This window comes from Amycolatopsis sp. NPDC004368 (assembly GCF_053602515.1).
On the sequence record NZ_JBSGDT010000005.1, the window covers coordinates 133,973 to 153,314 of the forward strand.

General features: G+C 69.1%; 31 protein-coding genes. 28 read left to right on the forward strand and 3 right to left on the reverse strand.

Going from position 1 to position 19,342, the window contains the following annotated elements:
- Positions 1-3: 3 nt before the first annotated feature.
- Positions 4-1,797: an ABC transporter ATP-binding protein gene (locus ACWEOE_RS10565; RefSeq protein WP_452006835.1), complete on the reverse strand. Its 1,794-nt coding sequence runs from the start codon at positions 1,795-1,797 to the stop codon at positions 4-6.
- A gap of 218 nt (positions 1,798-2,015) precedes the next feature.
- Here ACWEOE_RS10565 and ffh point away from each other — a divergent pair, with 218 nt between their 5' ends.
- The 13 genes from ffh (at position 2,016) to ACWEOE_RS10630 (ending at position 12,519) form a co-directional block, all read left to right on the forward strand.
- Positions 2,016-3,560, forward strand: a complete 1,545-nt coding sequence (gene ffh, locus ACWEOE_RS10570; RefSeq protein ID WP_452006837.1) for a signal recognition particle protein — start codon at positions 2,016-2,018, stop codon at positions 3,558-3,560.
- Complete coding sequence (locus ACWEOE_RS10575) at positions 3,557-4,627, forward strand: amidohydrolase family protein (protein WP_452006840.1); 1,071 nt, start codon at positions 3,557-3,559, stop codon at positions 4,625-4,627. The genes ffh and ACWEOE_RS10575 overlap by 4 nt, the downstream gene beginning before the upstream one ends.
- A 186-nt stretch (positions 4,628-4,813) precedes the next feature.
- Positions 4,814-5,611 carry a CPBP family intramembrane glutamic endopeptidase gene (locus tag ACWEOE_RS10580; protein WP_452006843.1) on the forward strand — a complete coding sequence of 266 codons (798 nt, stop codon included), beginning with the start codon at positions 4,814-4,816 and terminating at the stop codon, positions 5,609-5,611.
- A 166-nt stretch (positions 5,612-5,777) separates the two neighbouring features.
- On the forward strand, positions 5,778-6,221 hold the full coding sequence (rpsP, locus tag ACWEOE_RS10585) for a 30S ribosomal protein S16 (RefSeq protein WP_452006846.1): 444 nt from the start codon (positions 5,778-5,780) through the stop codon (positions 6,219-6,221).
- Positions 6,218-6,457: an RNA-binding protein gene (locus tag ACWEOE_RS10590; RefSeq protein ID WP_003103110.1), complete on the forward strand. Its 240-nt coding sequence runs from the start codon at positions 6,218-6,220 to the stop codon at positions 6,455-6,457. Before rpsP ends, ACWEOE_RS10590 begins: the two co-directional genes overlap by 4 nt.
- A 24-nt stretch (positions 6,458-6,481) precedes the next feature.
- Complete coding sequence (gene rimM / locus ACWEOE_RS10595; protein WP_452006848.1) at positions 6,482-6,994, forward strand: ribosome maturation factor RimM; 513 nt, start codon at positions 6,482-6,484, stop codon at positions 6,992-6,994.
- Positions 6,995-7,741 carry a tRNA (guanosine(37)-N1)-methyltransferase TrmD gene (gene trmD / locus ACWEOE_RS10600; RefSeq protein ID WP_452006851.1) on the forward strand — a complete coding sequence of 249 codons (747 nt, stop codon included), beginning with the start codon at positions 6,995-6,997 and terminating at the stop codon, positions 7,739-7,741.
- A gap of 169 nt (positions 7,742-7,910) precedes the next feature.
- Positions 7,911-8,279, forward strand: a complete 369-nt coding sequence (rplS, locus tag ACWEOE_RS10605; protein ID WP_326569341.1) for a 50S ribosomal protein L19 — start codon at positions 7,911-7,913, stop codon at positions 8,277-8,279.
- Between the two features lie 31 nt (positions 8,280-8,310).
- A complete protein-coding gene (gene lepB, locus ACWEOE_RS10610) occupies positions 8,311-9,222 on the forward strand; it encodes a signal peptidase I (RefSeq protein ID WP_452006854.1) in 912 nt (303 codons plus the stop codon).
- A 12-nt stretch (positions 9,223-9,234) separates the two neighbouring features.
- Complete coding sequence (locus tag ACWEOE_RS10615) at positions 9,235-10,083, forward strand: ribonuclease HII (protein ID WP_452006857.1); 849 nt, start codon at positions 9,235-9,237, stop codon at positions 10,081-10,083.
- Positions 10,080-10,403, forward strand: a complete 324-nt coding sequence (locus tag ACWEOE_RS10620; protein WP_003096226.1) for a DUF2469 domain-containing protein — start codon at positions 10,080-10,082, stop codon at positions 10,401-10,403. The genes ACWEOE_RS10615 and ACWEOE_RS10620 overlap by 4 nt, the downstream gene beginning before the upstream one ends.
- A gap of 261 nt (positions 10,404-10,664) precedes the next feature.
- Positions 10,665-11,045, forward strand: a complete 381-nt coding sequence (locus ACWEOE_RS10625; RefSeq protein WP_452006860.1) for a YraN family protein — start codon at positions 10,665-10,667, stop codon at positions 11,043-11,045.
- A 61-nt stretch (positions 11,046-11,106) separates the two neighbouring features.
- Positions 11,107-12,519, forward strand: a complete 1,413-nt coding sequence (locus ACWEOE_RS10630) for a recombinase family protein (protein WP_452006862.1) — start codon at positions 11,107-11,109, stop codon at positions 12,517-12,519.
- A 51-nt stretch (positions 12,520-12,570) separates the two neighbouring features.
- Here ACWEOE_RS10630 and ACWEOE_RS10635 read toward each other — a convergent pair whose 3' ends face one another.
- Positions 12,571-12,831, reverse strand: a complete 261-nt coding sequence (locus tag ACWEOE_RS10635) for a hypothetical protein (protein ID WP_452006865.1) — start codon at positions 12,829-12,831, stop codon at positions 12,571-12,573.
- A 150-nt stretch (positions 12,832-12,981) separates the two neighbouring features.
- Positions 12,982-13,440, reverse strand: coding sequence for a hypothetical protein (locus ACWEOE_RS10640; protein ID WP_452006868.1), 459 nt, complete (start codon positions 13,438-13,440; stop codon positions 12,982-12,984).
- 180 nt (positions 13,441-13,620) lie between these two features.
- On the opposite strand from ACWEOE_RS10640, the gene ACWEOE_RS10645 reads away from it, so the two are divergent.
- From ACWEOE_RS10645 to ACWEOE_RS10715, 15 genes are read left to right on the forward strand one after another with little or no spacing between them, the layout of a single operon-like run.
- A complete protein-coding gene (locus ACWEOE_RS10645) occupies positions 13,621-13,947 on the forward strand; it encodes a helix-turn-helix domain-containing protein (protein ID WP_452006871.1) in 327 nt (108 codons plus the stop codon).
- Entirely contained in the window at positions 13,944-14,093 is a 150-nt protein-coding gene (locus tag ACWEOE_RS10650; protein WP_452006873.1) for a hypothetical protein, read from the forward strand. The genes ACWEOE_RS10645 and ACWEOE_RS10650 overlap by 4 nt, the downstream gene beginning before the upstream one ends.
- Positions 14,094-14,123: 30 nt before the next feature.
- Positions 14,124-14,312, forward strand: coding sequence for a hypothetical protein (locus ACWEOE_RS10655; RefSeq protein ID WP_452006876.1), 189 nt, complete (start codon positions 14,124-14,126; stop codon positions 14,310-14,312).
- Between the two features lie 32 nt (positions 14,313-14,344).
- Entirely contained in the window at positions 14,345-15,061 is a 717-nt protein-coding gene (locus ACWEOE_RS10660) for a hypothetical protein (protein WP_452006879.1), read from the forward strand.
- 47 nt (positions 15,062-15,108) lie between these two features.
- Positions 15,109-15,366 (forward strand): hypothetical protein, encoded by a 258-nt coding sequence (locus ACWEOE_RS10665; protein ID WP_452006881.1) that lies wholly within the window; start codon positions 15,109-15,111, stop codon positions 15,364-15,366.
- Positions 15,363-15,725, forward strand: coding sequence for a hypothetical protein (locus tag ACWEOE_RS10670; RefSeq protein ID WP_452006884.1), 363 nt, complete (start codon positions 15,363-15,365; stop codon positions 15,723-15,725). The genes ACWEOE_RS10665 and ACWEOE_RS10670 overlap by 4 nt, the downstream gene beginning before the upstream one ends.
- Entirely contained in the window at positions 15,725-15,949 is a 225-nt protein-coding gene (locus tag ACWEOE_RS10675; protein ID WP_452006886.1) for a hypothetical protein, read from the forward strand. The genes ACWEOE_RS10670 and ACWEOE_RS10675 overlap by 1 nt, the downstream gene beginning before the upstream one ends.
- On the forward strand, positions 15,946-16,269 hold the full coding sequence (locus tag ACWEOE_RS10680) for a hypothetical protein (protein ID WP_452006889.1): 324 nt from the start codon (positions 15,946-15,948) through the stop codon (positions 16,267-16,269). The genes ACWEOE_RS10675 and ACWEOE_RS10680 overlap by 4 nt, the downstream gene beginning before the upstream one ends.
- Complete coding sequence (locus tag ACWEOE_RS10685; RefSeq protein WP_452006891.1) at positions 16,269-16,940, forward strand: hypothetical protein; 672 nt, start codon at positions 16,269-16,271, stop codon at positions 16,938-16,940. The genes ACWEOE_RS10680 and ACWEOE_RS10685 overlap by 1 nt, the downstream gene beginning before the upstream one ends.
- Positions 16,940-17,122 (forward strand): hypothetical protein, encoded by a 183-nt coding sequence (locus tag ACWEOE_RS10690; RefSeq protein WP_452006894.1) that lies wholly within the window; start codon positions 16,940-16,942, stop codon positions 17,120-17,122. The genes ACWEOE_RS10685 and ACWEOE_RS10690 overlap by 1 nt, the downstream gene beginning before the upstream one ends.
- On the forward strand, positions 17,119-17,532 hold the full coding sequence (locus ACWEOE_RS10695) for a hypothetical protein (protein ID WP_452006897.1): 414 nt from the start codon (positions 17,119-17,121) through the stop codon (positions 17,530-17,532). Before ACWEOE_RS10690 ends, ACWEOE_RS10695 begins: the two co-directional genes overlap by 4 nt.
- Entirely contained in the window at positions 17,529-17,780 is a 252-nt protein-coding gene (locus tag ACWEOE_RS10700; protein WP_452006900.1) for a hypothetical protein, read from the forward strand. The genes ACWEOE_RS10695 and ACWEOE_RS10700 overlap by 4 nt, the downstream gene beginning before the upstream one ends.
- Complete coding sequence (locus tag ACWEOE_RS10705) at positions 17,777-18,091, forward strand: hypothetical protein (RefSeq protein WP_452006902.1); 315 nt, start codon at positions 17,777-17,779, stop codon at positions 18,089-18,091. The genes ACWEOE_RS10700 and ACWEOE_RS10705 overlap by 4 nt, the downstream gene beginning before the upstream one ends.
- On the forward strand, positions 18,088-18,654 hold the full coding sequence (locus tag ACWEOE_RS10710) for a hypothetical protein (protein ID WP_452006904.1): 567 nt from the start codon (positions 18,088-18,090) through the stop codon (positions 18,652-18,654). The genes ACWEOE_RS10705 and ACWEOE_RS10710 overlap by 4 nt, the downstream gene beginning before the upstream one ends.
- Positions 18,651-19,340, forward strand: a complete 690-nt coding sequence (locus tag ACWEOE_RS10715) for a hypothetical protein (RefSeq protein ID WP_452006906.1) — start codon at positions 18,651-18,653, stop codon at positions 19,338-19,340. The genes ACWEOE_RS10710 and ACWEOE_RS10715 overlap by 4 nt, the downstream gene beginning before the upstream one ends.
- The last annotated feature ends 2 nt before the right edge of the window (positions 19,341-19,342 follow it).

A 19,342-nucleotide genomic window follows, 5' to 3' on the forward strand; every position in this document is an offset into this window, starting at 1 on the left:
TGTTCAGACGTTTTCTCCCCGCACCAGCCGGGCGTAGCGGCCGTCCAGCGCGAGCAGTTCCTCGTGCGTCCCGCGTTCGACGATGCGCCCGGCGTCGAGCACCACGATCTGATCCGCGTGCTCCACAGTGGACAGCCGGTGCGCGATGGTGAGCGTGGTGCGCCCCGCGGCGAGGCGGTCGAGCTCGGCCTGCACGGAGCGTTCGGTGCGGTTGTCCAGCGCGCTCGTGGCTTCGTCGAGGATGAGCACGGGCGGGTTGCGCAGCAGGATCCGCGCGATGGCGATGCGCTGCTTCTCCCCGCCGGAGAACCGGTAACCGCGCTGGCCGACCACGGTGTCGTAGCCCTCGGGGAGCTTGGCGAGCGAGTCGTGGATGTGCGCGGCCTTCGCGGCTTCTTCGATCTCGGCGTCGGTCGCGTCCGGTTTCGCGAAGCGCAGGTTCTCCCGCACCGACGCGTGGAACAGGTACGTCTCCTGCGACACGAAGCCGACGCCCGCGGCCAGTGAGGCGAGCGTGACGTCGCGGATGTCAGTGCCGTCGATGGTCACGCGGCCTTCCGTCACCTCGTACAGCCGGGCCACGAGGTAGGCGAGCGTGGTCTTGCCCGAACCCGTCGAGCCGACGAGCGCGGTGGTCGTGCCGGGGGCCACTTCGAGGTCGATGTCACGCAGGGTCCACGGGCCGTCGTCGTCGTAGCGGAAGGACACCGAGCGCATCGACACCGTGCCCTCGCGCACGGTCAGCTCGCCCGCCGAGGGCCGGTCGTCGATCTCCACGCGCAGGTCGAGCACCTCGAAGATCCGCCCGAACAGCGCCTTCGCCGCGCCCACGCTCTGGCTCACCGTCTGCATCGCCGTGGCCGGCCCGAGCAGCCGGTTGAGCATGCTGGTGAACGCCACCACCGTGCCCAGCGAAACCGGCGCCGACCCGCCCGCCAGCTCCAGCCCGGCGACCCAGTACACGAGGGCCGGGATGATCGTCAGGCTCATCACCCGCGACGCCCGCTGCCAGCGCCCGGCCAGCGCCGCGCTGCGTTCGAGGGCCGCGACCTCGCGCGACTCCTCGGCGAAGCGCTCACGCATCCGCCGCTCGTTGCCCATGGTCTTGGCCAGCAGCACACCGGTGACCGACAACGACTCCTCGACGATCGTCGTGAGCCGCGCCATCCGCCGGGTCCGGCCGCGGGCGAGCTTGCGCTGCTTGCCGCCCAGCCGCAGCGTGAACAGCAGGAACAGTGGCACGACCACGAGCGAGAGCAACGCCAGCTGCCAGTCCATGATCAGGATGGCGACGGTGATCGCGAGCGCCGTGGTGCCGTTCTGCACGATCGACGCGGCGGTGGTCGTGACCACGTTGTCCACGCCGCCGATGTCGTTGAAGACCCGCGACAGGATCTCGCCGGTCTTGGTGCGGGTGAAGAAGCCGAGCGACATGCGCTGCAGGTGGCCGTAGACCGAAACGCGCAGCTCGTTCATCACGCGCTGCCCGATCGTGTTGGACAGCCCGGTCGTCGCCACGCCCAGGGCGCCCGAGCCCAGCGCCGCGACGATCATCCCCATCGCGAGCAGGGACACCAGCAGCGCGTCGCGGTGGGGGAGCGCGGTGTCGAGGATCTCGCGCAGCAGGAACGGCGAGGTGACCCCGAGGCCCGCCTGCACCACCAGCAGCACGAACAGCGCGGCCATCCGTCCCCGGTGTGGCCGGAACAGCGCGGCGATGCGGCTGAACGGCACTTTCTCGTCGGTGTCCGCCTCCGGTTCGGCCAGCGTCGGGCGGGGCGTCGTCGCTGAAGTCATACGCAGATGTTTACCGATTCTGGTAGCCGAGTCGAGTGTTTTTCTTCCGCTGGTGGAGGACGCTGCGATGAGGTAATACGCATATGCGTACTAACCTCCAGAAGAAGGTTCGCGCACCCGCGAGGCCGCCGGGCCAGGACCGCTACCCTGGGAGGTTGCCGGGGTCGCCGCGCGATGCCCGGTACGCGAACGACGACCCAGCTGGAGCGTGCACACCCGTGTTCGACACCCTCTCCGATCGGCTCACCGCCGCCCTGCAGACGCTGTCTCGCAAGGGCCGGCTGTCCGACGCCGACATCGACGCCACCGCGCGCGAGATCCGCATCGCGTTGCTGGAGGCCGACGTCGCGCTGCCGGTGGTCAAGGAGTTCATCGCCCGGATCAAGGAGCGGGCGAAGGGCGCCGAGGTCTCGCAGGCGCTGAACCCCGCGCAGCAGGTCATCAAGATCGTCAACGAGGAGCTCGTGGGCATCCTCGGCGGCGAGACGCGCCGGCTGAACCTCGCGAAGAACCCGCCGTCGGTGATCATGCTCGCGGGTCTGCAGGGTGCCGGTAAGACGACGCTCGCCGGCAAGCTCGCGATGTGGCTGAAGAAGCAGGGCCACGCGCCGATGCTGGTGGCCTGTGACCTCCAGCGCCCGAACGCCGTCACGCAGCTGCAGGTCGTCGGCGAGCGCGCCGGGGTGGTCACGTTCGCGCCGGAGCCCGGCAACGGCGTCGGTGACCCGGTCGACGTCGCCCGCCGCGCCATCGCCGAGGCCAAGCACGCGCAGCACGACATCGTGGTGGTCGACACCGCGGGCCGCCTGGGTGTCGACGAAGAGCTGATGAAGCAGGCCGCGGACATCCGCGACGCCGTGCAGCCCGACGAGATCCTGTTCGTCGTCGACGCGATGATCGGCCAGGACGCCGTGACCACGGCCGAGGCGTTCCGCGACGGCGTCGGCTTCACCGGCGTGGTGCTCACCAAGCTCGACGGCGACGCCCGCGGTGGTGCCGCCCTGTCGGTCCGCGAAGTCACCGGTCAGCCGATCCTCTTCGCGTCCAACGGCGAGAAGCTCGAGGACTTCGACACCTTCCACCCCGACCGGATGGCCTCGCGCATCCTCGGGATGGGCGACGTGCTCACGCTCATCGAGCAGGCCGAGCAGCACTTCGACCAGGAACAGGCCGAGCAGGCGGCCCAGAAGCTCACCAGCGGGCAGCTCACGCTGGAGGACTTCCTGGAGCAGATGCTCGCCGTGCGCAAGATGGGCCCGATCGGCAACCTGCTCGGCATGCTGCCGGGCGCGGGGCAGATGAAGGACCAGCTCGCGCAGGTCGACGACAAGCACCTCGACAAGCTGCAGGCGATCATCCGCGGCATGACACCCGCCGAGCGCGACGACCCGAAGCTGATCAACGGCTCGCGCCGCCTGCGCATCGCCAACGGCTCGGGTGTCACCGTCCGCGAGGTCAACGACCTGGTCAACCGCTTTTTCGAAGCCCGCAAGATGATGGCGCAGATGGCCGGGCGCTTCGGCTTCGGCGGCGGAGGCGGCAGCAAGACGCGCAAGGGCAAGAAAGGGAAGAAGGGCAAGGGGCGCGGGCCCACACAGCCCAAGGTCCGCGGCGGCTTCCCCGGCGGCATGCCGATGCTGCCCCCGGGTGGCATGCCCACGGGCGGCGGGATGCCCGACCTCTCGCAGCTCGGCGGCATGAACGACGTGCCGGGCTTCGACCCGTCGAAGTTCAAGCTGCCCAAGAACCCGGGCAACAATTGAGTGCACTGCACGTCTCCGGCACCGTCCTGCCCGACAGTGCCGTGTCCGAGTTCTGGGTCGCCGACGGACGGATCTCGTTCGAGCCGGTACCCGGCGCGGACACGCTGTCGGCCGGCTTCGTCGTGCCCGGTCTCGTCGACGCCCACTGCCACCCGGGCCTCGGCCCGCACGGCGCCGTGCCGATCGAGGAGGCTTCCGAGCAGGCGGCCACCGACCGCGACGCGGGCACGCTGCTGATCCGTGACTGCGGCCTGCCGCTCGACGTGCGGCCGCTCCAGGCCCGCGCCGACCTGCCCACGATCATCCGCTGCGGCCGGCACCTCGCGCTGCCGAAGCGCTACGTCCCGGGCTTCGCCATCGAGCTCGACGACGTGGCGCTCCTGCCCGAGGCCGTCGCCGCGCAGGCCCGCGACGGCGACGGCTGGGTGAAGCTCGTCGGCGACTGGATCGACCGCGGCGAGGGTGACCTCGCACCGCTGTGGCCCGACGACGTGCTGGCCGAGGCCGTCGGCGTCGCGCACTCGCTGGGTGCCCGCGTGACCGCCCACGTGTTCGGCGAGGCAGCTCTGCCGGGCCTCATCGCGTCCGGCATCGACTGCCTCGAACACGGCACCGCGCTGAACCCCGACCAGTTGGCCGAACTCGCCCGGCGCGACGTCGCGCTCGTGCCCACGCTGATCAACATCGAGAACTTCCCGGGCATCGCGGACAAGGCCACCAAGTACCCGGCCTACGCGGCCCACATGCGCGCCCTGCACGCGGGCGTCGCCGACATGGTCTCCGCCGCCGTCGAGGCGGGCGTGCGCGTGTTCGCCGGCACCGACGCCGGCGGCATGGTCGCCCACGGCCTCATCGCCGACGAGGTCGAGGCCCTCCACCGCGCCGGCATGACCCGCGAGCAGGCCCTCGCGAGCGCTTCCTGGGCAGCCCGCGAGTGGCTCGGCCACCCGATCATCGAGGACGGCGCGCCGGCCGACTTCGTCGTGTACCCGGCCGACCCGCGCGAGGACTTGGCGGTGCTGCGCCACCCGTCGCACATCGTCCTGCGCGGCACGGTCTTCGCCTGAGCGGCGGGGTGTGTGCACCGGCGGCGCCGTGAAGTTTTGGCGGTGCCGAGCCGCCCGTCGCACATCGGCCTGCACCACCCCGATTCCTGCGGAACCGATCATCACCGGTGATCGATCGAGTACTGTGCGAAGCCGTCCCGACGGTTAGGCTCGACCGGTGAGCCGAGCGATCACCGGAGGGCGGGCGTGACCACATCCCAGCCCCGGGAACCGATTCCGGGCGCCGCGCCCCTTCGTCCGGAAGATCTGGTGAGCGCGCCGCGCGAGTTCCCGCCGCACCGGTGGGGTTTCGGGGCGTTCCTGCTCGTGGAGGCCGTGCTCATCGCGTCGGCCGCGTTCGTGAGCGCCGTGCTGGGCGATCCGCCGGCGGGGCAGCCCCTGCCGATCCGCACGGTGCTGCTGGGCACGATGCTGCCCGCGATGATCGCCGCGGGCGTCGCGCTGCTGGCCACGGTGGTGCGTGGCAACGGGCCCAAACTCGACCTGCGCTTCGAGTGGCGCTGGGCCGACGTGAAGGTGGGGCTCAAGTTCGGCCTGCTCGGGCTCGTCCTCACGTCGTTGAGCGCCTGGGTGTGGACCGAGATCGTGGGCTCGGACAACGCGACGTCGGCGATCAGCGCGCTGGTGGACGACCGGAAGATGTCGGTGTCCGCGGCCGTCGTGACGTTCGTTTACCTCTGGCTGCTCGGGCCGATCTGCGAGGAGATCATCTACCGCGGCCTGCTCTGGGGCGCGGTGGAGCGGATGCAGTGGCGCAGCGAACGCTGGGGGCGGCTGGCGGCGTTCCTGCTGTCCACGGCCGTGTTCGCCGCGAGCCACCTCGAACCGCTGCGGACCACGCTGCTGCTGGTCATCGCCGTGCCGATCGGGCTCGCGCGCTTCGCCACCGGCCGGCTGCCGGCGAGCGTGGTCGCGCACTCGATGAACAACTTCCTGCCCTCGGTCGCGATCCTGCTGAGCTCGCTCGGGGTGGCGTCGATCTGAGGCCACCTGCGCAGGCGTTTCGAGCCATCTGGCAGAATGTTCGCTTGCCCGCTTCCGTCCGGACCCTCTCGCCGTTCGGGGGCTCCTGTTTCGGGCGCCTGTGATCGTGTCCCCACGCGGTCGACGAGCGCCCACCCTGCACCAGCACTGAGGAGTACCCACACCCGTGGCCGTCAAGATCAAGCTGCAGCGCCTCGGCAAGATCCGTGCGCCGTACTACCGCATCATCGTTGCCGACGCGCGCACCCGCCGGGACGGCAAGGCCATCGAGACGATCGGCAAGTACCACCCGAAGGAAGAGCCGAGCCTGATCGAGGTCGACACCGAGCGCGCTCAGCACTGGCTGTCCGTCGGCGCCCAGCCGACCGAGCCGGTTCAGCGCATCCTCGAGATCACCGGTGACTGGCAGAAGTTCAAGGGTCTGCCGGGCGCCGAGGGCACCCTGAAGGTGGCCGAGCCGAAGCCGTCGAAGCAGGACCTGTTCAACGCGGCGCTGGCCGCGGCCGGCGAGGAGCCCACCACCGAGGCCACCACGCCGAAGAAGAAGTCCACGCCGAAGAAGGCCGAAGCCGAGAAGGCGGAAGCCGCTGAGGGCGAGAAGTCCGAGTGAGTTTTCTCGCTGACTCCCTCGAGCACCTGGTGCGCGGGATCGTCGACAACCCGGACGAGGTCCGGGTCGAGCTGCTGACCACGCGCCGTGGCCGCACGCTCGAGGTGCACGTGCACCCCGACGACCTCGGCAAGGTGATCGGCCGGGGCGGTCGCACGGCGACCGCCCTGCGCACCGTGATGGGTGGCATCGGCGGTCGCGGCGTCCGGGTGGACGTCGTCGACACCGATCGCTGACCCGCGGCACCCGGACGGTCAGGAATGGACGTCGTAGTCGGCCGTATCGCGAAGGCCCACGGAATCCGCGGCGAGCTCGCGGTGGACGTGCGCACGGACTCGCCGGAAGAGCGGTTCGCCGTCGGTGCGGTCGTCACGACGCAGCTGCGTGACGGCAGCAAGAGGGATCTCACCATCGCAGCCGCCCGCGACCACAGCGGGCGGCTGCTGGTGCGTTTCGACGAGGTCCTCACGCGCGACGTCGCGGAGACGCTGCGTGGCGCGTTGCTGCTGGCCGACACCGCCACCCTGCCGCCGACGGGCGACCCCGACGAGTTCTACGACCACGAGCTGGCCGGCCTGAGCGCCGAGCTGGCCGACGGCACGGTCGTGGGCAAGGTCGTGGAGGTCGTGCACTCGCCGGCGGGTGAGCTGCTGGAGCTCGACGTCGACGGTCGTGAGGTGCTCGTGCCGTTCGTGCGCGCGATCGTGCCGACGGTCGACGTCGCGGGCGGGCGAGTGGTGCTGGACCCGCCCGAAGGACTGCTGGACGCCTAGATGCGCATCGACGTCGTCACGATCTTCCCGGAGTACCTCGACCCGCTGCGCGCCGCGCTGCTGGGCCGGGCGATCGACCGTGGCCTCATCGAGGTCGGCGTGCACGACCTGCGTGAGTGGACCCACGACGTCCACCGCGCGGTCGACGACGCGCCCTACGGCGGCGGCCCCGGCATGGTCATGAAGCCCCAGATCTGGGGCCCGGCGCTCGACGAGATCTGCCGGCCGGAGACCCGGCTCGTGGTGCCGACGCCGGCGGGCAAGCCGTTCACGCAGGAGCTGGCCCACGCGTACGCCGAGGAGAAGCACCTGGTCTTCGCGTGCGGGCGTTACGAAGGCATCGACCAGCGCGTGGTCGACGACGCCGCGCGCCGCATGCCCGTGGACGAGGTGTCGATCGGCGACTACGTGCTGGTCGGCGGCGAGGCCGCGGTGCTGGTGATCGTGGAGGCCGTGGTGCGGCTGCTGCCGGGTGTGCTCGGCAACGCGCGCTCGGCCGCGGAGGACTCGTTCTCCGACGGGCTGCTCGAAGGCCCCAGCTACACCCGCCCGGAAGTGTGGCGCGACCTGGCTGTACCGGACGTGCTGCGCTCGGGAAACCACGCGCTCGTGGAGCGCTGGCGGCGCGACCAGGCGCTGGAACGCACCGCGCTGCGCCGCCCGGATCTCCTGGCCCGGCTGCCGGAGGGTAGTCTGAACAGCCGAGATCACGAGGTACTCGACCGGCTCGGCGAGGACCTCGGCTAGACCCCGTGCGAAGTGAGCACCCGCGCCTCTGCCATAATCGACAGGTTGGCGTGAGTGGACCGCCTCGTTCACGAGCCCGCCATCAGCCCCTGGTTCGGTCGTAGCAGCACTGTTGCGCGCCCGGGGGAGAAGTACCCGAGTTACACGAATCGACGAGGACGGACCACCGATGAACACCCTGGACGCGCTGGACGCGCACTCCCTGCGTTCCGACATCCCGGACTTCCGGCCGGGCGACACGCTCAAGGTCCACGTCCGCGTCATCGAGGGCAACCGCGAGCGCAACCAGGTCTTCCAGGGCGTCGTGATCCGCCGTCAGGGCGGCGGCATCCGGGAGACCTTCACCGTCCGCAAGGTCTCCTTCGGCGTGGGCGTCGAGCGCACCTTCCCGGTGCACTCGCCGAACCTGGCCGAGGTCGAGGTCTTCAAGCGCGGCGACGTGCGGCGCGCGAAGCTCTACTACCTGCGCGACCTGCGCGGCAAGAAGGCGAAGATCAAGGAGCGCCGCGAGAACCGCGAGACCACCTCTGCCTCCTGAGGGGCAGGGCGGTAGCCGGTAGCCTGGCGACGTGGTCGACCCCGTGCCCCAGAACGCCGCTGAGGACGACCCCGACGACTCGGAACAGCCACGTTCCGAGGAGCGTCGGGGCTCCCACCGGCGGGGCAAGCCCCAGAAGAAGCGGTCGTTCTGGAAGGAACTGCCGATCCTGATCGCGATCGCCTTGGTGCTCACGATCCTGATCCAGGCCTTCCTGGCGAAGGTCTTCATGATCCCCTCGGGATCCATGGAGGCCACGCTTCACGGCTGCCCCGGCTGCACGGGCGACCGCATCCTGGTCGACCGCGTCGTCTACGACTTCAAGGATCCCTCGCCGGGTGACGTGGTCGTGTTCAAGGGTCCGCCCGCGTGGACCGAGGCTGAGATCGCGCCGCAGGAGTCCAGCAACATCATCGTCCGCGGCCTGCGAGGTCTCGGTTCGCTGGTGGGCTTCGCCCCACCGGACGAGCGCGACTTCGTGAAGCGCGTGATTGCCGTCGGCGGGCAGACCGTGCAGTGCTGCGATTCCCAGAACCGCGTGATCGTCGACGGCAAGGCCCTCGACGAGCCGTACATCCACTGGGAGAACCCCGACCACGCGATGCAGGACCCGTTCCCGCCGGTCAAGGTGCCCCAAGGCGCCCTGTGGGTGATGGGCGACAACCGCAACAACTCGGCCGACTCGCGGTACCAGGGCAACGGTGGTGCCAGCGGTGCCGTGCCCGTGGACGACGTGATCGGCAAGGCGCGGATCATCGTGTTCCCGCCGAGTCGCTGGGGCGGGGTCTCCGATCACGACCCGCAGGCGACTGCGCAGCCGGTGGCGCTCGGTGCCCCGGCGTGGCAGGAAGGCCTGCCGCTCGGGCTCGGGTTCGCCGCCGCCGTGCCCACGCTGTTCGTCGGCAAGCGGTTGAAGGCGGGCTTGCGCAAGGCGCGCCGTTAGGGTGTCCCGGTTGTGACCGTTCCTTCTCCTCGAACCCCGGCCGTACCCCTGCGGCCGCCGCGCGCAGTCGTGCGTGGCGAGCTGTTCTGGGGTCTGCAGGGTGCTCTCGAACGCCGTGGCCTCGGCCCCGTCGCCGGCGTCGACGAGGCCGGCGCCGGTGCGTGCGCGGGACCGCTCGTGGTGGCGTCGTGTGTCCTGCGTCCTGGTGACGGCGTCCGTCTGCCGGAGCTCACGGACTCGAAGCTGCTCACCGCGAAGGCCCGCGACCGCGTCTACGACCTGGTGCTCAAGCGCGCGCTCGACTACGCGGTGATCGTGATCCCGTCCGAACAGGTCGACCTGCTCGGCATCCGGGTGATGAACCTCGAGGGCATGCGGCGCGCGGTGGCCGCCCTGCGCGACCATCCCGGGTATGTCCTCACCGACGGTTTCCCCGTGCCGGGCATCCCGGCGCCCAACGTTGCCGTCATCAAGGGCGACCGCAGCGTGGCCAGCATCGCCGCGGCATCGGTCCTCGCGAAGGTGACGCGCGACCGCATCATGGCCGGCCTGCACGACGAGCACCCGCACTACGGCTTCGACGTGCACAAGGGCTACAGCACCGCGGACCACCTGGCGGCACTCACCGCGCACGGCCCGAGCCCCGCGCACCGCTGGTCGTACACGAATGTCGCCACCGCGGCCCTCGCACACGGACTCACCCCACCGCATCCGGTGGTCCTCACCTACGCTGCCCTGGAGAACGCATTACAGGAAAACCCGAGCGTGCCGGTCCGTGCCCTGGCTCGCTCGGTGGGTAAGAATGAACGCTCCGCCGCCGGAGCACCCACACGATCGCGAGGAGGGGCGCGGATTTCATGAGCGCAGAGGATCTCGAGAAGTACGAGACCGAGATGGAGCTCTCGCTGTACCGCGAGTACCGCGACATAGTCGGCCAGTTCTCGTACGTGGTGGAGACCGAGCGGCGTTTCTACCTGGCCAACGCCGTCGACGTGCAGGTCCGCGACGGCGGCGGTGAGGTGTATTTCGAAGTCCGCATGTCCGACGCGTGGGTGTGGGACATGTACCGGCCCGCTCGCTTCGTGAAGCACGTTCGTGTCATCACCTTCAAGGACGTCAACGTGGAGGAGCTCGACAAGCCGGATCTGCGGCTTCCGGAGGACGGCCCGTTCTCGGGCTGAGTTTCCTGGTTTTCGCCTTTTTCGCTTTTTCGCCGGCCACCCGGGTTCGCCCGGGTGGCCTCGTGCGTTCCTGGGCTCGCGTCCGGCGTCGCGGTAGCACCCGCCACCGACATTTTCACTCGTGCCTCTGGTTCGGCCCCTCGTTTGTCCACAACCCCCCGCTTGTCCACAGCCTGCACTTTCCCCTCTGGCGCCCCACCTCGTCACGCTGCGACGGTGGTCCTCACACGCACCGTGACCGCCACGGTTTGAGGGGGAGCAATGAACGACAGCCCGGACCCAGCCGCCCGGTGGCGCCGCGCCTTCGGCCGCTGGGGCGAAGACCTCGCGGCCCGCCACCTGGAAAATGCGGGCCTCGTCGTCCTCAGCCGCAACTGGCTCTGCCGCGAGGGCGAACTCGACCTCGTCCTCTCCGATGGCGACAAGGTGGTCTTCTGCGAGGTCAAAACCCGCACGAGCACCGCCTACGGTTCCCCCGCGGAGTCCGTCACGCCAGAGAAGATCGACCGCGTCCACCGCGCCGCGCAACGCTGGCTGCGCGCCCACCGCATCGGCTGGTGCCGCACCCGCTACGACGTGGTGACCGTCCTGGCGCCCACTGGGGAGCAGCCGCAGGTGCACCACATCGCAGGGGCTTTCTGATGCCCATCGCGAAAGCCTGGTCCATTGTCAGGTTAAGGGTATTTAGGTAGCGTGCTTCGCCATGACCACGCGTGTGCTCATCTACTGCCGCATTTCCGCAGACCCGACGGGTAGGGCGGCTGGCGTCTCTCGCCAAGAGAAGGAGTGTCGCGAGCTTGCGGAGCATCTCGGGTGGACGGTCGTCGAGGGCGTGCTGGCGCCGGACAACGACATCAGCGCGTACTCCGGGAAGCGCCGACCGCAGTACCGGCTGATGCTCGAGGAGCTGAAGGCGGGCCGCGCGGACGCCGTCCTGGCGTGGCACCCCGACCGGCTGTACCGGCGCCTCGTCGAGCTCGAGGAATTCATCGACATCGTCAACACCCACCACATCGCGGTGCGCACCGTGAAGGCTGGGGAGATGGACCTGTCCACGCCCACAGGCCGCGCGATGGCCCGCACCGCGGCGGTGTGGTCCGGGCACGAAGTCGAGCACGGCATCGAGCGAATGAGGGCCGCGAAATCGGAGGCCGCCGCCGAGGGCGTCTGGCGCGGTGGTCCTCGGCCGTTCGGGTTCGAGGCTGACGGTGTCACGGTCCGGCCGGACGAGGCCGCTGCGATCGCGGACGCAACCCGACGGCTTCTCGCGGGCGAGGGCACCGGGTCGATCGTGTTGGACTGGAACCGTTCCGGGATCGTCACGTCGCGCGGTGGGAAGTGGAACCGGCGTTCGTTCGGTCACATGATCGTCCGCGCGCGGAACGCGGGGATGGTAGGCGGTCGGGACGGCAAGTTCATCAGCAATGCGGTGTGGCCGGCCATCGTGTCTGAGCACGAACTGTCCGCCGTCCGCGCGCTGCTCGCGGACCCGGCGCGGAAGTTGAACGGTGACTACCGTGGCGGCCGCGTCCACCTCGGGACCGGCTTGTACCAGTGCGGGGTATGCCTCGATGGGACGACGATGATTCGCGGCGGCAGCGGCGGCAGCTACGGCAAGCCCTACCCGGGTACCTACAAGTGCCGCGCGTTCAACCATTGCTCACGCGCCCTCGCCCCAGTCGACCAGTACGTGTCTGACGTGATGGTGGAGATCCTGCAGAAGCCGCACACCAGGTTGCGGATCTACGACGTTCCAGAGGAGGACATCGCAGCGCTACAGGCCGAGGCCAACGCGATCCGCGAGGATCTCGAAGGTCTCCGCCATGCGCTCGGCGCGAGGCAGATCACGCTTCGGGACTTCACCGTCGCGTCCGGGGGCATGAACGCTGACCTCGAGAAGGTCGAGGCCAAGCTCGCCGCGTCGGCCGCCAGATCGCCGCTGTCAGGCGTCGCTGACGCTGATGACGTCGAGGCAGCCTGGGGGGCGGCGACCCTGGGCAGGAAGCGCGCCATCGTGGATGCGCTCGCGACGGTGACGTTGAAGCCGGGGCAGCGAGGACGCCTGCCAGGTGGCGCGTACTTCTCGACAGACTCCGTGGTGATCATCCCGAAGTAGCGTGGGCTGGGGATCGGGGATGTGACCGGGGGAAGCGGCCACATCCGCAGCTCAACGGTTCCAGAGGTGCCGTTCGAGCTCGTTGATCTGTCTGCGCTGGAGTACGATCCGGCGGCGCTCAAACCCGGCGATCCAGCTCACCAGCATGATCGCGAGCAGGTAGTTCAGCAGTGCCGGTGACATGCCCCAGGAGACGGTGATCGGCACGAGAATGCCGCAGACGACCGTGAGGCCGGCCGCGGTGCCGAACAGCGCTGCGGTGCGTGCATCAGCTTTCGGGATGGAGGAGTCTCCCGTTCGCTGCGTAGTCATTCTGTGACGCTCCTTTCCCCAATGCGGATGAGCCAGGCTGGTCCATTCGCATGGGTACATTCGGCGGCCGGTCGCAGAACGTTAGAAACTTCGCAGAAAGTTGGTCTGTCAGTGTGAGACGTCTGGTTGCAGATGTGTCACAGGCTTGGCTTACAGCCGCTCGGCGTTTACGCTGCCTGCCCTTGTCGCGGCGAAGGCCGCCTGCAGGTACAGCACGCGCATGTCGGCACTGATCGTGCGGCCGATCATCTCGCCCTCTTCGGTGATCTGTTCCGGAGTCATCCGTCGCCACCGCTCGATGTCCTTCGGGGTGGGTGTGAACACGAGCGGGCCACCCTCTTGCCGCGGAGCCTCGTCGACTTGGCCGCCGGCGGGCAGCGCGTCGGTGCGCTCTTCGACGTAGTCCATGATCGAGTTCGGCGCCCAGCCAAGATCGCGCTCGATGTCGGAGTAGACGCCGGCGCCAGTGGTGTCCCAGCCGTTCTCGGCGCGCGTGACGCTGGTTGGGCTGATGCCGAGGTGCTGCGCGTAAGCCTTCGCGCTCTTGTACCCGGCCGCGCGGCGTCCGCGCTTGATCAGCTCACCGACTTTTTTCCGACGATCACTCACACGTACACGATAACTCACAGATTTACACACGCCAGCGGCTCGACCAGGGGGTCTTTTCAGCACTCGCTCTCCGTACACGTCCACTAACGTACACACTGGGAACACAAAAGTACACAGTTGAGCTGAGTTACCGGTATCTCACCGTTGACTGACTGGGTCAAACTATGTAAATCTGTGTGCATGACAGCAGCTGACGAGGAGCTCGACCTGGACCGCCTCAAGGAACGCCAGGACGAACTCGACTTCTCCCGCTCCGCACTCGCCGAGCGCATGCGCATCTCGCGGGGCCACCTCAACAACATCCTCAACGGGACCGCGAAGCCGTCCCGACGCGTGATCTACCGCTTCTCTCGGGAGCTGGACCTCCCCATCCAGGAGTTCTGGTGCGGCAAGCGGACTCCCCAGGGTGACCCGTCCGAGCCTCCGCGCCAGCCCACCCGCGAGCCCGTCGGTCCCGCACGGCGGCAGGACAAGGAAACGCAGACCGGCCCGAAGCGGGCTGCGTGAACGAGCAGCAGCGCGCCGCCATCCGCGCGGCCGCGGCGAAGGTCGCAGCCGGATGGCCGCCGCTGACGAATGAGCAGCTCGACAAGATCTCGCTTCTTCTCCGGGACTCCGCGCCCGCCAGACCGACCGCCGCGAAGGCTGCCTGATCACCCCCACCACTTCCCCAGGAGGAACCCATGCTCGCTCGACTCTTCTCGAAGCTCATCGGCCGTGACCGTGAGGCCGGCCCCGAGATCAGCGACGGGGTGGTCGACCTGCTCGTCGAGATGGCGAAGTTCGAGCGGCCGGACCGCGAGGCCGGTCCGCTGGCCAGCCGCGAGGCGGTCCGCACGTACGAGCGTGCCGGGCTCGGCACCTTCCTCTGACCGTCCACAAAGCACACATCACAGGAGCCCCAGTGTCTGAGCTCGTTCCCGCGTCGGGTGGTAGCCCGTTCGACCGGATCAAGCAGACCCGCCCGGACGGGTCGGAGTTCTGGTCCGCGCGCCAACTGCAGGGCCTCATGGGCTACGCCCGCTGGGCCAACCTGTCGCCGGCCATCGCCCGCGCACAGCAGGCCGCCAGCAACACCGGCATGGACGTGCCGCGCGAGTTCGCGCAGGTCGAAATGCTTACGGGATCCCGGAACCCTTCCGACTCGAAGGCCGACTTCGAGCTCTCGCGCCAGGCCGCGTACCTCGTCGCGATGAACGGCGATCCGAACAAGCCGGAGGTGGCGGCGGCTCAGGCGTACTTCGCCGTCCGCACGATGCAGGCCGAGGCGCCCGCGCAGCAGCTGCAGGGGATCTCGGCGATCCGGGCGATGCTCGACGTGATCGAGGCGACCCAGTCGGACGTGCTCGCGCTGCAGCAGGGCGCGAAGGCCACCGAGGCGCGGGTCGACTCGCTGGAGGGGAACTACGGCGAGTTCACGGCGCTGGGCTACGCGAAGTTGAACGACCTCCCGACGGACCGGCCTTCGTTGGCGCAGCTGGGTAAGCGCGCCGCGAGGGTGATGCGGGCGGCGGGGGAGGAGCCGCGGAGGCGGCAGGACGCCACGTTCGGGCTGATCAACGTGTATCCGACCTGGGCCTTGGACGCTGCGCTCGCCGAGCTCACTGACGACGCGGCCTGACCAACCAACAAAAGGGGCCCGCCCCGCGCGGGAACGCGGAACGGGCCATGACCAGAGAGAAGGACCCTCTCGTGATCGAGAAGAAGCGTATCGAACCGGAGCAGATGGAGCGGTTCGAGGCAGAGCTGCGGAGCCTGCGTGCTGCGGCAGTGGTGCGGCGCGACAAGTACCGGGCCGAGAGCGACGCCATCGGCTACGTGATGGCCGACGAGCAGCGGAACGCCTACACGGTGGCGTTGCACCAGCTGTTGCTCGCGACGAACGGCGTGTTCGGCGAGGACCCGTCGGCGGGTGAGGGCCGGTGACCACCGTGGTGGAGCGCGAGCACGTGGTGCTCGGCGGCGACCCGGTGCTGCTGCCGTTGGTGAAGACCGTGGCCGGGCACGCCGAGTGGGCGGCGGCGTCGATGGCGGCGCGCGGTGTGCCGCCGTGCGAGGAGTGCAACGAGGAAGGGCACTTCGCGGACGTCCGGCTGTACCCGCGGCCGGATGGGCGCCGTCCGGAGGCGATCGACGAGCTGAAGCAGGTGTGCTCGTGCTGCGCGTTCGGCCCGTGCGGGAAGCCCGAGCGTGGGTTGCTGCACCGGCTGCGCAGTGAGCAGGCCGAGGGCGACGACCACGACATCACGATCGAGGTCCTGTTCCCGAACGGCCGGTGGTACTGATGCCGCGCACCCCGAAGCAGCGTCTCGCCGTGTACCGCCGGTGGCTGGTGCTGAACGTCGCGCTCGCGGTGTTCCTCGTCCTCGTCGCGCCCGTGCGCTGGTTCGCCTACGGGCCGCACGACCCCGCCACGGTCCTTCCGGCCGTTGGTGCCCTGATCGCCTGGTGGGCCACGTTCATCGCCGCGTGGACCACTGGTGCCCGACTCCCGAAGGGGACCCGATGAGCAAGGCCGACGACATCCTGCGGGACGAGCTCGACCCGGAGGACTTGGATCCGTCCCCGCGCGGCGGGAAGAACGGGCGCAACACGGAGAAGAAGGACCCGGTGCGGTTCGTGGAGCGTCTCGGGCAGCGGCTGGGGTTCCTCGGCCTGGTAGTCGTGACAGCGCTTTCCGCCCTGGCTGGGTGTGCCGAGGGCGCGTTGCCGTCCGGGCCGCCGGAGCCGGCGCGCGCACCGCGGCCGCCCGCAGACAAGCTCGACGCGATGTTCGCGGCATGGCGTGCGGACATCGACAGCGTGCCCTTCCGCTGGGAGGTGGCGTGATGCGGGAGATCGCTGCGCGGTTCGCGCGCAACACCGCCGATCACGCGATGAGCGTGCTGCACGACGACGGGCTGTACCGGCACCTGCGGTTCCAGCAGGAGGTGTGGCGGCCGCCATTGGTGAAGCCGCGGCTGTCGTCGATCTACTGGTTCGACCTCATCACCGTTCCGGGCGCGCTGATTTTCCAGGGCGACGGTGAGAGCTTCACCTTCCGGCGCACCGAGGACATGTTCGAGTTCTTCCGCCGCTCGGCGTGGAACGGGCGGCCGAACCTCGGCTACTGGGCAGAGAAGGTCACCAGCGCACGGAGCGTGCTGGAGAAGTACGACGAGGACCTGTTCGTCCGGACTGTGCGCGAGCACTACGTCGAGCAGATCCGAGACGGTCAGGTGCCGTCCGGCACGAGCAAGGCGCTGCTCGCTCACGCCGAGGACTACGACCTGTCGTTCGAGGTGCAGGCCCGCGCGATGCTCGACGAGTTCGAGCACAAGGGGTTCCGCTTCTACGACACGTGGGAGTGGAGCTTCCGGGACTACGACTGGTGGTTCGTGTGGGCCTGCCACGCGATCGTGTGGGGCATCCGCCAGTACGACGCGGTGAAGGCCGGCCGCCCGGCGCCAGGACACGCGCCGCGAGAGGTCTCCGTCGAGCTGCCCGCGGCGGTGGCGTGATGGCCCTCTCGGAGAAGCAGAAGGACACGATCGCCGCCGTGGTGGCCGTACTCGGCCTGCTCGCCGTGATTGTCGCGATCGCGTTGGGCGCGTTGCACGCCGCGGCCGGCGCCATCCCTGACCACCCAACGCTGACCGTCTGCCGCCCGCAGTACGGCAACTGCACGGAGGCAACCAGATGAGCGAGTTCACCTGTCCGGGGCTGTTGCTGCCCCAGCCGGAAGACGCGCCGCCGGAAGGCTACGTGGCCTGCTACCGGGCGGGGCACGTGTGTGACCCGACCAAGGTCGAGAAGTCCGACGAGAAGGGGACGTGCACCGAGTACCGGTGCCGTTGCTGCGGTGATCTCTACGTTTCGCAGTACATCCCACACGAGATGAAGCCGCCCCTCGAATACCGAGACGACGAGACGCACGACGACATCTGGCCCAAAGAGTGCTACGCCTGCCTTGTCGGCGTGGCCACCGGACCCGAGTCCCACGATGCCGACTGCCCGGTGCGGGACATCCCGATGCCGGTGCAGGACGGCAAATTTGGTCCGGAGTGGGATGAGTACGACGCCAAGTGCGCTGCCGCCAGAGGTGAGCGATGACCACCGACGAAGAGGCGGTGCACGCGCTCATTGAGAGCGAGAACCTCCGCTCCCGCCTGATCGACCGCATCGACGCCGTGTACGCGGGCGCCACCTTGTGGGAGGTCGACCCGGTCGTCACCGGCCGGGAGTTTGAGCAGGCCGTCACCACCTCGGGTGTCACGACCGTCCCCGAGATCGCCGAGATCTACCGCACCCTGCGCGCCGACAAGCTGGCCGGCGCCGGACACATCGGAGGAACCCTGTGAGCACCGACCCGAAGGAGCTGGCCGCCGCGTTTCGTGTGCTGGCCAACCTGATCGACGAGCACCCCAAGATCGCCGGGTGGTTCCGCCACCCGTACTTCGGGGAGCACCTCACCGCCGATGAGGCTGCAGACCTCGACGGGTTTGTCGAGGTGTTCGAGGCGCCCATGAACTACCGCGACCACGCCAACGGAACTCGGTTCATGTTCGCCGAAACCACGTTGGGGCCGCTGGTGTTGCACCTGCAGTGCTACACCGAGGACTACGAGAAGGCGACCGGCAAGACCGTCGACAACACGGCGGTGACTGCGTGAGCGAGCTCGACGACGCCGGCCTGCGCGTGGCCGCACTCAAGGTGGTGTCGGACTACACGAAGACCTGCTACGACATCGCCCGTGCCGAGATGGACGGCCACATGGCCAAGGGCGACCGGCGGATCGTGCGCACCGACGGCGTGAAGCTGGCGGCGGTGTCGAAGTCCGACCCGGACGCGAAGGCGAAGGTGGTCGACAGGGCCGCGTTCGAGCAGTGGGCAGCCAAGACATACCCGGAGAAGATGTCTCGCGGATACGAGATCGCGGGCTCGACGAAGGAAGTCGTGGACGTGCTGTTCGAGCACGCCCCGGAGCTGCTGCGTCCGGTGCAGTCGTCGGATGCGGTGCTGAAGCTGACGCTCACCAACTCCGCACGGCTCGGCGTACCGACCGGACCGGGCGGAGAGGCCGACGTCCCCGGTATCGAGGTCGAGCATCCGGCGGGTGTGGTGTCGTGCCGGCCGGACGACGACGCGCTCGGCCACGTGATCCAGCTGTTCCGTGACGGGCGTCTGTCGCTGGAGTCGCTGGCCCCGAAGGAGATCGCTGGGGGTGAGGCGTGAATCCGGAGACGCTGGCGAAGCTGCGCGCCCCGTTCCAGGGCGACGCTGTCGGGAAGCTCCCGAAGGTCAACTGCACCGACTGCACCGCCAAGGACCGGCAGTGCAGCAAGCACCAGAAGAGGACGTGCCGGGTCTGCAAGGCCTATATCTCGACCCAGCACATCCACCTCGACTACGTCGGCCACGCTCACGTCACCGAACGCCTCCTCGACGTCGACCCCGACTGGTCGTGGGAACCGCTGTCCTTCACCAGCAACGGCCTGCCGTTCCTCGACGACGGATACGGCCTGTGGATCAAGCTCACCATCGGCGGCAAGACGATGATCGGGTTCGGTGACGCCCCCGGCAAGCGCGGCGGCAACGCGGTGAAGGAAGCCATCGGCGACGCCATCCGCAACGCCGCCATGCGCTTCGGTGTCGCCCTGGACCTGTGGAAGAAGGAAGCCCCCGAGGCGGCGCCCGAGCAGCGCGAGGAGAAGCCGGCCGCGCCGCTCACCCCCGAGCAGCGCGCAACCGAGCTCCGAAAGGCCATCGCCGCCGCGGGCAAGCGCGCCGGTAAGACGGTCGACCAGGTCGCCACCGACTTCTACGAGTGGTCGCAGGGTTCCGAGATCGGGCAGGCCTCGTTCGCGGTGCTCGCCGAGTACCTCGCCCACATCCAGGGGAAGCAGGCCGACCGTGCTTAGGC

Excerpts from the sequence above, each read along its gene's own strand:
- ACWEOE_RS10565 (WP_452006835.1), bottom strand. The coding sequence starts at position 1,797 with ATGACTTCAGCGACGACGCCCCGCCCGACGCTGGCCGAACCGGAGGCG.
- rimM (WP_452006848.1), top strand. The coding sequence starts at position 6,482 with ATGGACGTCGTAGTCGGCCGTATCGCGAAGGCCCACGGAATCCGCGGC.
- trmD (WP_452006851.1), top strand. The coding sequence starts at position 6,995 with ATGCGCATCGACGTCGTCACGATCTTCCCGGAGTACCTCGACCCGCTG.
- rplS (WP_326569341.1), top strand. The coding sequence starts at position 7,911 with ATGAACACCCTGGACGCGCTGGACGCGCACTCCCTGCGTTCCGACATC.
- ACWEOE_RS10620 (WP_003096226.1), top strand. The coding sequence starts at position 10,080 with ATGAGCGCAGAGGATCTCGAGAAGTACGAGACCGAGATGGAGCTCTCG.
- ACWEOE_RS10625 (WP_452006860.1), top strand. The coding sequence starts at position 10,665 with ATGAACGACAGCCCGGACCCAGCCGCCCGGTGGCGCCGCGCCTTCGGC.
- ACWEOE_RS10630 (WP_452006862.1), top strand. The coding sequence starts at position 11,107 with ATGACCACGCGTGTGCTCATCTACTGCCGCATTTCCGCAGACCCGACG.
- ACWEOE_RS10635 (WP_452006865.1), bottom strand. The coding sequence starts at position 12,831 with ATGACTACGCAGCGAACGGGAGACTCCTCCATCCCGAAAGCTGATGCA.
- ACWEOE_RS10645 (WP_452006871.1), top strand. The coding sequence starts at position 13,621 with ATGACAGCAGCTGACGAGGAGCTCGACCTGGACCGCCTCAAGGAACGC.
- ACWEOE_RS10655 (WP_452006876.1), top strand. The coding sequence starts at position 14,124 with ATGCTCGCTCGACTCTTCTCGAAGCTCATCGGCCGTGACCGTGAGGCC.
- ACWEOE_RS10665 (WP_452006881.1), top strand. The coding sequence starts at position 15,109 with ATGACCAGAGAGAAGGACCCTCTCGTGATCGAGAAGAAGCGTATCGAA.
- ACWEOE_RS10675 (WP_452006886.1), top strand. The coding sequence starts at position 15,725 with ATGCCGCGCACCCCGAAGCAGCGTCTCGCCGTGTACCGCCGGTGGCTG.
- ACWEOE_RS10680 (WP_452006889.1), top strand. The coding sequence starts at position 15,946 with ATGAGCAAGGCCGACGACATCCTGCGGGACGAGCTCGACCCGGAGGAC.
- ACWEOE_RS10685 (WP_452006891.1), top strand. The coding sequence starts at position 16,269 with ATGCGGGAGATCGCTGCGCGGTTCGCGCGCAACACCGCCGATCACGCG.
- ACWEOE_RS10690 (WP_452006894.1), top strand. The coding sequence starts at position 16,940 with ATGGCCCTCTCGGAGAAGCAGAAGGACACGATCGCCGCCGTGGTGGCC.
- ACWEOE_RS10695 (WP_452006897.1), top strand. The coding sequence starts at position 17,119 with ATGAGCGAGTTCACCTGTCCGGGGCTGTTGCTGCCCCAGCCGGAAGAC.
- ACWEOE_RS10700 (WP_452006900.1), top strand. The coding sequence starts at position 17,529 with ATGACCACCGACGAAGAGGCGGTGCACGCGCTCATTGAGAGCGAGAAC.